Source organism: Rhodococcus sp. P4_F3_2 (assembly GCF_056401335.1).
Map to the genome: position 1 here is coordinate 154,576 of NZ_JBFUJN010000018.1, position 9,951 is coordinate 164,526.

The window sequence follows — 9,951 nt, forward strand, 5'->3', positions numbered from 1 at the left end:
CCGGGTGGGTCCGGACGAGGGGAAAACGTTGAAACTGCGAACCAGACGCGTGTTTACCGGATCGATGCTGACTGCTGCTGCACTGACTGCCGCACTTCTCTCCGGGTGGACTGCACAAGCAGATCCCGCATATCCGGCGCCGGACCCGGACCCGTTCTATTCGCAAGCAGCGGCCGAGGGGACCGCCGGCACGCCGATCTCTGTGCGCCGGGCCCCTGACCTGATGACCTTTCCCGGCGTCGCGATCTGGCAGGTCAGTTATCGGTCCACGAACTCCGAGAACAAGCCGATCGCCGCGGTCAGCACGATCCTGGTCCCGCCGAATCAAGCGCAAGACGGCCCGTTGCTCTCCTATCAGCACATCGTCAACGCACTCGGAACGGGATGTGCGCCATCTCGCGCGCTTTACGCATCGGATCCCAACATCGTCATCCGTGAAGCGCCCATCCTCAACGTCGCGCTTCAACGTGGATGGACCATTGCCCTTCCTGACCATCTCGGACCCAACAGCGCCTACGGCGCCGCGCGCCTGGGCGGACAGATCACGCTCGACGGTATCCGCGCCGTTCAGAAAATCTCCGAATTGCGTAGTGGCGCCAGCCCAGTCGGTATTGCCGGTTACTCCGGCGGCGGCATGGCCACCGCGTGGGCGGCCGCACTGGCCCCGAGCTACGCACCCGAGGTCAACCTCGTCGGTGTAGCCGAGGGCGGCGTTCCGATGAATCTGTCCAAGATGGCCAACGGCCTCGGACAGGATCCGCACCCGGCATTCGGCCTCGCGTTCGCCGCAGCAATGGGCCTCGAACGCGAGTACCCCGATCTTCTTCCGCTGAGTAATCAACTCAACGACCTCGGTCGGTCGATGCGGACCGAACTCACCAACGCGTGCACCAACGACATCCTGAGAGTCGGCGCAGGACGCAGCGCTTCCCAGGTGTCGACGTCGACTTCCCTGTTGTCCAGCCCCGAAGTGCGAAAGGTTATGGACGACAACAGCGTCGAGCTTTATCCGGGTGTGCCGACTGCCCCGGTATTCGAATGGCACACGCCCGACGACGTCCTTATCCCCATCGATTCGGTGGTGAACACGATTTCTCGGTACTGCGCCGCCGGAGCCACGGTTCAATCTCAGCTGTTCCCCAGCCCGGACCACCTCACCACTGCGGTCCTCGGTCTGCCCACCGCGTTCGAGTACCTGCAGGACCGGTTCGACGGAGTGCCGGCCCCGCGTTCGTGCTGAATGTCTCCGGAGTGATGTATCGAGCAGGCGCGGCACATGGCCAACTCGGTGTGCCCGTGGCATCGTTGATCGTATGAGCGACACGGATGACACCGGCGCGGCCGGCAATGGCGATTACAGTCTCGATCCCGACGACCAGCTTCAACCCGAAGACACCCTGATCGATCGAGGCGTGGACGACATTCTCGACGAGGGAATCTCACCACCGGAACGCCCATTGGGCCTGGACGCCCACGGGTTGACCGGCAGTGAAGAATCGGCGGGGGAGACCCTCGACGAGCGCCTGGCCGAGGAAGAACCTGATCCGTACGCGTCACTGGGAGATCCCCTGAAGGATCCGGCAGATGCCGACGAATTCGAACGGGAAGAAGAATTCCCGAACGGTGACGAAGTCGGAAATCGCCGCGTCGGGCGTCTCGTTACCGAAGACGAGGGCCGATACGAGGACGAGGAAAGCGAACTCATTGCCGGAGACGTCGGAATCGACGGCGGCGCAGCGTCGGCGGAGGAAGCCGCGATGCATCTGATCGAAGAATCAGACGACTGACCGACCGCCTGACTGTTGTGGCTGTTGATCGGTGAGAACGATGGAGTGGACGTGATTTCCACCCATCCTCTTGCTTTCGTACATCGCCGAATCGGCTAGGCGATGTAGATCGTGAACGCCACTTTCTGCTGCTTGCACGTCTGGCCAGCCGCCGTTGTGTATGGCTATGCCGATGCTTGTCGTCGAGAGTGGTTCGCCCGTAGGGGAGTTCATGATGGGGGCGATCCGTGCGAGCAAGTCGCCGACGTACGGCAACGGCATGATCTGAACGACGACGAACTCGTCACCGCCGATACGAGCGATCGCTGCGTCCGATCTGGCCCAGTCGTGGAGTCGATACGCCGTGCGCAGGATGACGCGGTCGCCGACGTCGTGACCGTAGGTGTCGTTGAAGTGTTTGAAATTGTCGATGTCGATCACCACCACCAGCAAGGACTGGTCGAGGCTGGATTTCGCTTGCAGGAGTTCGGAAGTCCGCCGTGAGAGTCCACGCCGATTCAGCAGGTCCGTCAACGGATCGAGTTCGGAGCTTTGAGCGTCGTTGCTCAGGAGCGCCAGAGCAATCTGCGTGACCACCGGTATGACGGTGATGACAGGGATGGCAAAGGCAATGCGTCCCAGGACGTCTGAGAGGCCGGAAGGTACATCGGTGAACACGCCAATGCTGGCGATAACGATGACCGCCCCGGAAAACAGCAGGTGCCACAGCTGCGCTCGAAGATTGTGAAAGAACGCTATATACGAGCCGACGAGTCCGAAGACGAGGCACCCCAACAGCCTTTGATCCGGATTGGCCTCCGCCAGCACGATCACCGCAACAGCGAGGTCGCCCGCGATGACGAAAAGGTACGACCGTTCCCGGGTCGTCGCAGTGAACGGCAGCGCTGTTCCGCCGATCATCACGAGCACTGCGATGACGACGTCCAACGGAAATCCGATGGTCTGTACCGAATGGGTGCCCAGTCGCTTCAGCAGAATCGTGACTCCCAGGAGGAAAACCAATATGCCGATGCCTATCCGAGTCGGCATCAGAATTCCGTTGTCGCACAAGAATCGCGTGAATCGGTCGAACTGGTCTGGCACTGCAAGCCAGCGGTGCACGGCCTTGGGTGTGTCACTCATCGCGGCCACTGATCATTCGAAGCGGCCGGTCGAAATAAAACACATGCGGCGATAGTAGTCCGTGGCGATGACAATGGAACTGCACCCGCACGCAGCCTGTCGTCCCCAATACGTCACAGTGACGAATTGAGGCGGGGTAGCTGGGAGTGGGCGAGACTCATCCATCAACATCAACCCGCGTCAGGCGGCCTGCCGCGCGGCCTGGACACCTGAGCGGCAGGGTTGCTCGGTGGCCGGCCGGGGTCGGACGGCGATCGACGTTTGGTTGTCCGACGACGGGCACGCCAAGATGATCAGCTCACACAATGCGTCCAGCGGTTCAGACCGGAAGTACGGGCCGGAAGCACGCGAATGGTCGACAGATACATCTACGGATCAACGACGCAGGAAACGGATCATGAGCCGATATCGCCAGGTCGACAATTTGCCGATAATCTACATTATGTCAAGTAATGGTTATTCGAACGTCCCCCGTCAGCCTGTCCGCTAGCTTTACCCACATGGATTCCGTTGCACTCGTCCTCGGTTCACCACGTGGCCGTCGCTTCTGTGCGAACGTCGGGCACGCGTGCCGCGCCAGCGCAAGCAACTCCGGTGGACACTGGCCTCAATCGCCGGAACATGCGCTCGAAGTTCTCGGCGCTGTTGATATCCGGGCAATCGCCGAGATGTCCGAACTCGAGATTCTGCACTGTCTTGCGTATGCCGTAGATTGCGCACGCTACTGGGAGCCGCCGGACGAAGAAGACCTGATCTTCGTCCGGCCGGATGTCGCAGCGGCGCTGCGACCGATTGCCGGAGCACTACTCGACTCGCCACACGCCGCCTGGTGGACCGAGCCGATCGACCGCCTGAACCAGAATCTGGTTGAAAAGCGAAACCCCATTTACGGCTGGTCGGGCCTACCCCTGCGGATTTACCCCACGAAGGACGGCCTCGAACAGTGGCGCGATGAGGCACTCGATACCGAACGCCGGTTTCTGGAATACCAGATCGAAGATCCGGACCGTAACATCGGAGGCGAATGGTGGTCTACCCCTTTTGCCAACGGCACAACCGAAACAACCAGGGCCCGCGACGGTATCGGGGCCCTCGGGGTGTTTCTCGAAGAAGACAGCTCCTCGAACGAGGCGCGGGTGCAGCCGGTAAGGATCTACGGCGCGCCCCGCATCTACGAGATCACCGGTCCGCAGGACTGGGCGAATCTGGTCGATACCTATCCCCTGCCAGTGCCCGCTTCACGTCGCTTCGTTTGGTACGACACGACCGGTGAATACCGTGACTGGTTCATTCCGGACTGGGTTTCGGTCGCTGCAGATTACGACGCCATCCACTTGACCTTGATGGCCTATCTGACCACGCCAGGCATCGCGATCCCGTTGTCGGCCAACTCGGGGGCCACCGTGCTCGCCGGGTGGGATCCGGACGCCACATTCTGGCTACGAAGCAACAACATCACCGTCGAGGGCGAGCCACCAAGCTGACGCTCAGCGGCGCAGAATTCAGCCGGTGCGCCCGTACGGCCAGCCACCGTGCAGTGTCCTCGATCCCCTGTTCCAGGGTGAACGTCGGAACCCACCCGAGTAGTCGTAACGCACGATCGTTCGACGCATAGGCACCGGCAGTGTCACCGGTGCGTCGGTCGGCAGCGACCACGTCGACGTCTTCGCCGAGCACGTTCTCGAATGTGTGTACCAATTCCCACACCGTCGTCCCCCGCCCGCTGCCCAAGTTGACCACAGTCATGCGTGATGAATCAGCGGTGACCCGGTCGAACCTTTCGAGTGCTCGAACATGAGCGTCTGCAAGGTCCCAGACATGAACGTAGTCACGCACTCCCGATCCGTCGCGCGTCGGCCAATCCGTCCCCGTAACCCTGAAAGGCGTTCCTGTCGAATATGATTCGAACAGCTTTCCGAGTGCGTGGGTCGGGCGCGCCGACGCTGGTCCGCTTCGCAATTCCGGATCTGCCCCGACAGGGTTGAAGTAGCGTAGAGATATTGCCGATAATCCTGTGGCCGCCACGATGTCGTCAAGCATCGTTTCGAACTGAGCCTTGCTGTGCGCGTAGGGACTCTGCGGTGCGATCCGCCAATGTTCGTCGACACACCCACCGTCGCTCGGCGCGTACACCGCAGCAGAGGAACTGAACAAGAAGCGCTCACAGCCGTTCCGAAGGACACTCGATACCAGTGTCAGTGACTTGGATACGTTGTTCTCGTAGTACCGCGCCGGGCTACTCACGGAATCTCCGACCACGATCAAGGCCGCACAGTGAACTGTGGCATCGATATCGGGATGATCTGCGAATATCTTGTCGAGCAGTTTCTCGTCCGCGATGTCGCCGCAGTAGAACGGGAATCTGTGCGCAAATTCGGCACGGCCGGTCAGCAGGTTGTCGAGAATCACGACATCGATCCCGGCGTCGACGCACTTCGACGCCACGGTGCTTCCGATGAATCCCGCTCCGCCGGTGATCAGTACTTTCACGCTGCTCCCCCGGCATCTTCGACGGCAGTCCTCGCACGACGGACGAAGTGAGACACGCGTGCGCGTGCCAAGCCCCATCCACGTAGGTCGCGTCCGTCCCGGATGGAAAGCCGATCACGGTCGAGAAAGAGCGGCACCATGACCAGATCGCGGTAGAGCGAGTGCAGGCGTGGGCGATCGGCCAACCACAGCGTGCATTGCCACCACCAACGCGCCGAGGTGGTCGTCACCCCGGTACTCACTCCGAAGATCGATTCCACCGCAGCCCAGTGGACGTTCACCGCCCGACGGACATCGCGTGGCAATCGGCGTCGCGCGAGGACCGCCGGGAGTGACGGCTCGGAGGCGAACAGGTACCCCACGTCGAAGACGCTGTTCAACGCCAGATCGGCGCGAATCAAGGCGCGATCGGCAAGCCGCGCGTGAGCGATGACATGAAGCGTGACATCGGAAAGGGCAAGCCTGGATCCTTCGGTCTCCGCGCTGAGTCCTCGGACCACGGACTCGCGGGTCAACGCGTGACGGGCGAACCGCGGAAGCAAGTGCGAATGGATTTCGACGGAGCCGTGACGGTCGTCGCGAAGGAGCGCTGGTTCCTGATGATCGTCGTGATCGATGGAATCCCCCGCCACCTCGTCCGGGCGAACCATTCGATATCCGAAGTCGATGATCGCGTCGTTGGCTGGAACGGCGTGTGCGGGATCCACGACCAAGAGGTCGATGTCCGTCATCCGTCGTGCCGCCGGGTTCGGCCAGATTCTTCGCTCGAGAAGGGCAGCACCTTTCAGCGCGACAGTCGGAAATCCGCTGCTGTGTAACAACTCTTGCAGTTCTACGCGCTGCGCATCGAGGTCCGCGATACGAAGCGCGTTTCGGTGATGGACAAGGCTCAGCGTCAATTCCGGACTCGACGCGCTAGCTGCGGATTCCGACAGCATTTCGGCGAAACTCGCCGGCAGGACCGATGCGAAGCCGGCATCGACTGCGCGGGCGGCCAGCAGCGGCAGCACCTTGTGCCTGGCAGCGGCGTCGATGACTCGCGGCCAATCTTGCTGCGAACACGAACGGATGACGTCGGCCCCGCGCTCGGGTTCCAACATGGAAATCAGGTACCGGGTGTCACGCATGACGCCACCAGTTCCTCCACGGTGTCGGCGCCGGTGTCGCCGTGGTGCCGGATCATTCTGTAGCACGGGGCATTCGAGAGCAGGGCAGCGATGTTTCTCAGGGTCAGTCCGTGATTGTCGGACCACAGAGCGGATTGCTCGGCCAGCGACTGTATCGCCTGGGGTGCGGGCATCGGCGCGATACGAGTAGGACCCCCGTCCCATTTATCGAGAATCAGCACCAGATCGATTCCGCGAACCGCCGAATCGACGTCGGGAGTAGCGGGCAATGTCGACGGGTCCAGTGCCCACACCGAAGGGGTATACGGGAGATACAGCGAATCGTGCGCCTTGATGTCCGGCAGAACGTCGAACGTACCGGCTTTCAGGTGGACCCGGCGCGGCAAGCCCACCGCTTCGGTACCGCGAATGAAGACCCCTTCGTCAGCTCGCAGTTGTGCACCCCGTAAGGCAAGGGCAAGCGCCAAGGTGGTTTTACCCGCCCCGGAGTGCCCGGCGATCGCCACTCTCACACCGTTGCAGTCGACCAGAGCGGCATGCAGGCGTGTCCACAGTTCGTTATCTGCGGCCGTCATGACATCCCGGTGCACAGTGCGGTAAACGTTCTCCGCGAGGTGGAGTCCGTCGAGACCGATCAGCGGTTCCTTTCTGCCTCCGATGGTCGAGTCGATGGTGGCGTCCCAGCGACCGAACGTCGATCGATTCCGCTGAATCCGAACTTCGACGTTGTGGTCCGCAGGCCAGGGGCTGGCAATTCGATGCTCGATGACACCGAGTTCGGGTATGGCAGGGCCGCGCACGATCGCATCAACCCATAGGTAGTGCGTTCGGAATTGTGGTACGTGGCTGCCTGTCACGGGATTCTCACACCAGCAGACGCGAGGCGCTCAGCTGTCCATAGGTCTCGCTCACCACCGACTCCGCGTCATGGTCAGGGATCTCGAGTACCTCCGACACCGCCTGGACGATGTCACTGACGGTCCGGCCGTCACACAGTTCCCACACCAAAGTCGCGACGGGGTTGAGGTGATGGGCAACCTCGCTGGAACTGTCGTACAGCACGACACCGTCGGTGAGATCATTGCTCTCCACCGTCTGTGAGCGCTGAGGCCTCGCGTCTTCGAGTAGTTCCGTCAAGATATCTCCTTGTTCCAACCAGTCCGATATTCGTGTTGAGCTATTTGCGTTTGGGGTGGTGTCAGAGCGAGAAGCGTCGTGAGTATTCGGATTCGATTGCGCCCGAACGAATCAGGCTGCGTGTGGAGGCGATGCCGGGTGCGAGCGTCAGACACGTGAGCGCTCCCCCGGCGTTCGCATCCACCAGGTAGTTGCCCAAAGTTTGGTAGTGGCCCGCCCATTTTTCGAATGCTTCGGGGTCTACCTCCGGATCCGCAATCGCGTCCAGAATTCGTTCGAAGGCGCGCGAATGAACGAGGACGGCGTGAACTCCACGGTTCTCCGGACTGGTGCGCAAGAGCGCCGAACCGTCGATCAGCGCTCCGTCGGCCGAATTCGCGTCGTGTCCGAGTTGGACGACATCCCAATCGCGGTGATCGAGGTCTTCACGTGCGTGGTCCAGGATCGACGCAGCCGCATCCAGCAAACTCACGTCGTCAGCTGCAATGAGGACCGAATCCCAGCTCTTCTCGGTCGCCCGAGAAACCGCGCGACGCCACGAGACGGCAAAGGCCGCTTCCTGATTCATCACGTCCTCGAAAGCTGATTCTCTCTCCACCGCTGTTACGCGCGGTAAGCGAATGAATCGATGCCAGGACGCCTTCCATCTGTCGATATCGAGGTCAAGATTCACGACGACAACACCGAGGTCCGACTTCGAATCCTCGACAGCCGGGGTGGGTTCTCCCCCTACTCGGGCAGGCGACAGTGGGCGATCGAGCACAACGTCGACTGCGCCCCGCTCGAGCAGATAGGTCGCCAGTGAAAAGTCGGACCGCACGGGTCCGTCCATGCTCCGAGAGAGTTCGTCTCGCAAGGTTCGGTATGCCGCGGCGCGAACAATCAGTGCAGCCCCGACCAGGTCTTCGCCGTGTGCGTGGATGACGGCCGCATCGGCTTCGGCGGGGAGGTCGTCTGTTATGTTCCGCAGCTTGTACATAACCGCGGGTTCGATCACGCGAGCCTCGTCCAGGAAGACCACCGACTTCCAGCCCAGCAGAATCGCCTTGTCGAGTCCGGCGACGAACGCTGAGGCCGTCCTCCACCCATCCGGACCGTCGTCCTCCGCCGGAATGGCACGGTGAACGGTCAGTTCGATCGACTCGGCCTCCGCCAGGCATGAACGCCACGGAGCTACTCGGCCGTCGTCGCTGAGAACGATCACCCCGCCGAAGACCAACTCGGGTCGCTGGACGCTCAGTTCGGCACGGCGACGAATCTCGGGATACGAATCACCGAGGTACCTGGAGAACTGACGATGGAGTGAGTCGAGATCCCATCCGACCTCATTCCAACCGAGCAGGTAATTGTGAACGCGATCTTCCCAATTTATTCGATACGGGACACCCGCCGGGCGCTCGAATCGATGGTGCCAACCAAATGTCGGAAGGCAGACGACCTTTCCGCCGTTGATCCGGAACTTCTCGTGGATGTATCCCTCCTCACCGCCGAATCCGGTGAAGTGCGAGTTCAATCCCGGCCATGCCTCACGCCTGCAGGCAAATGAGCCGAGGCCCTGCATGATGATCTCGAAAGGCACGTCCGGGTGTTGCTTCGCTCGCGGATCAACTCCCCAGGAGCCGAACATTCCGTTGCGCCACTTGGGGTCCATGTGGGTGGCCGCGATGTGCGAGGAATCCTGGGAGAGCATCGGTCCCTGGATCAGATCGTCAGTTTCCGGATTTGCATCGAAATACGCCAGCAACGCCGACAACGATCCCGGTGCCAGGATCACGTGGGAGTCGAGGACCAGGACATACTTTCCGGTGGCCTTGCGGAACAGGACGTCCCGCACCGCAGTCGATCGAACGTCGGTGAACGGGATGTAGCGGAACCGATCGATGTAACCGGCAAACGATTCGAGCATCGGCGCCGGCAACCCCTCGGGGTTGTTGTCCAACAAGACGAATTCGACTCTGTCCAGAATCTCGCGATGATGGACCAGGATCGAGTGGATCGTGAAGTATGCGCCGTCGAAATCGTCGTAGGTCGCGATTGCAATGGTGAGGTCGGCAGATTCTCCGTGCGGCGGAGTTTCTTTCACCTGTACTGGCACCGCGCTCTGAAGCCTCTTCAGAGCGCGGTGCAGGGCGTCGTCGAACTCGGGCATCGGTGTGCTCCCTGGGAACCCGTGGCGTTGTATCGATTACGTCGGTTACGCAGGTTCCGTGGGATCTGTCGGCTTGGTCGGGCTGGTTGGGAACGTCGGCTCGGTGCGAGTGGTCGGCACAGTTGGGACAGTTGGGACG

At 61.4% G+C, this 9,951-nt stretch carries 9 protein-coding genes; 3 read left to right on the forward strand and 6 right to left on the reverse strand.

Annotated elements, in window-relative coordinates; genetic code table 11:
- The first annotated feature begins 64 nt into the window (after positions 1-64).
- Together AC1DWA_RS19870 and AC1DWA_RS19875 are read left to right on the forward strand one after the other, a co-directional pair.
- Positions 65-1,240, forward strand: coding sequence for a lipase family protein (locus AC1DWA_RS19870; RefSeq protein WP_254664956.1), 1,176 nt, complete (start codon positions 65-67; stop codon positions 1,238-1,240).
- Positions 1,241-1,313: 73 nt separating this feature from the next.
- Positions 1,314-1,787 (forward strand): DUF5709 domain-containing protein, encoded by a 474-nt coding sequence (locus AC1DWA_RS19875; RefSeq protein WP_477846614.1) that lies wholly within the window; start codon positions 1,314-1,316, stop codon positions 1,785-1,787.
- Here the strand turns inward: AC1DWA_RS19875 and AC1DWA_RS19880 are convergent.
- Positions 1,776-2,909, reverse strand: coding sequence for a GGDEF domain-containing protein (locus AC1DWA_RS19880; RefSeq protein ID WP_477846615.1), 1,134 nt, complete (start codon positions 2,907-2,909; stop codon positions 1,776-1,778). The genes AC1DWA_RS19875 and AC1DWA_RS19880 overlap by 12 nt on opposite strands.
- Positions 2,910-3,409: 500 nt before the next feature.
- Here AC1DWA_RS19880 and AC1DWA_RS19885 point away from each other — a divergent pair, with 500 nt between their 5' ends.
- Positions 3,410-4,393 (forward strand): hypothetical protein, encoded by a 984-nt coding sequence (locus AC1DWA_RS19885; protein ID WP_019748466.1) that lies wholly within the window; start codon positions 3,410-3,412, stop codon positions 4,391-4,393.
- Here the strand turns inward: AC1DWA_RS19885 and galE are convergent.
- The 5 genes from galE to AC1DWA_RS19910 all read right to left on the reverse strand — a co-directional run bounded on the left by galE (position 4,365) and on the right by AC1DWA_RS19910 (position 9,812).
- Positions 4,365-5,399 carry a UDP-glucose 4-epimerase GalE gene (galE, locus tag AC1DWA_RS19890; RefSeq protein WP_462375742.1) on the reverse strand — a complete coding sequence of 345 codons (1,035 nt, stop codon included), beginning with the start codon at positions 5,397-5,399 and terminating at the stop codon, positions 4,365-4,367. The two genes, AC1DWA_RS19885 and galE, sit on opposite strands and share 29 nt — an antisense overlap.
- The gene (locus AC1DWA_RS19895) at positions 5,396-6,526 is read right to left on the reverse strand and encodes a nucleotidyltransferase family protein (RefSeq protein ID WP_477846616.1); all 1,131 of its coding nucleotides are present in this window, start codon (positions 6,524-6,526) and stop codon (positions 5,396-5,398) included. The genes galE and AC1DWA_RS19895 overlap by 4 nt, the downstream gene beginning before the upstream one ends.
- Positions 6,505-7,326 carry a hypothetical protein gene (locus AC1DWA_RS19900; RefSeq protein ID WP_477846617.1) on the reverse strand — a complete coding sequence of 274 codons (822 nt, stop codon included), beginning with the start codon at positions 7,324-7,326 and terminating at the stop codon, positions 6,505-6,507. Before AC1DWA_RS19900 ends, AC1DWA_RS19895 begins: the two co-directional genes overlap by 22 nt.
- A gap of 64 nt (positions 7,327-7,390) precedes the next feature.
- Complete coding sequence (locus tag AC1DWA_RS19905; RefSeq protein WP_020969628.1) at positions 7,391-7,663, reverse strand: PqqD family protein; 273 nt, start codon at positions 7,661-7,663, stop codon at positions 7,391-7,393.
- A gap of 61 nt (positions 7,664-7,724) precedes the next feature.
- The gene (locus AC1DWA_RS19910; RefSeq protein ID WP_477846618.1) at positions 7,725-9,812 is read right to left on the reverse strand and encodes a glycosyltransferase; all 2,088 of its coding nucleotides are present in this window, start codon (positions 9,810-9,812) and stop codon (positions 7,725-7,727) included.
- Between the last annotated feature and the right edge of the window lie 139 nt (positions 9,813-9,951).

Excerpts from the sequence above, each read along its gene's own strand:
- AC1DWA_RS19870 (WP_254664956.1), top strand. The coding sequence starts at position 65 with ATGCTGACTGCTGCTGCACTGACTGCCGCACTTCTCTCCGGGTGGACT.
- AC1DWA_RS19875 (WP_477846614.1), top strand. The coding sequence starts at position 1,314 with ATGAGCGACACGGATGACACCGGCGCGGCCGGCAATGGCGATTACAGT.
- AC1DWA_RS19880 (WP_477846615.1), bottom strand. The coding sequence starts at position 2,909 with ATGAGTGACACACCCAAGGCCGTGCACCGCTGGCTTGCAGTGCCAGAC.
- AC1DWA_RS19885 (WP_019748466.1), top strand. The coding sequence starts at position 3,410 with ATGGATTCCGTTGCACTCGTCCTCGGTTCACCACGTGGCCGTCGCTTC.
- AC1DWA_RS19895 (WP_477846616.1), bottom strand. The coding sequence starts at position 6,526 with ATGCGTGACACCCGGTACCTGATTTCCATGTTGGAACCCGAGCGCGGG.
- AC1DWA_RS19910 (WP_477846618.1), bottom strand. The coding sequence starts at position 9,812 with ATGCCCGAGTTCGACGACGCCCTGCACCGCGCTCTGAAGAGGCTTCAG.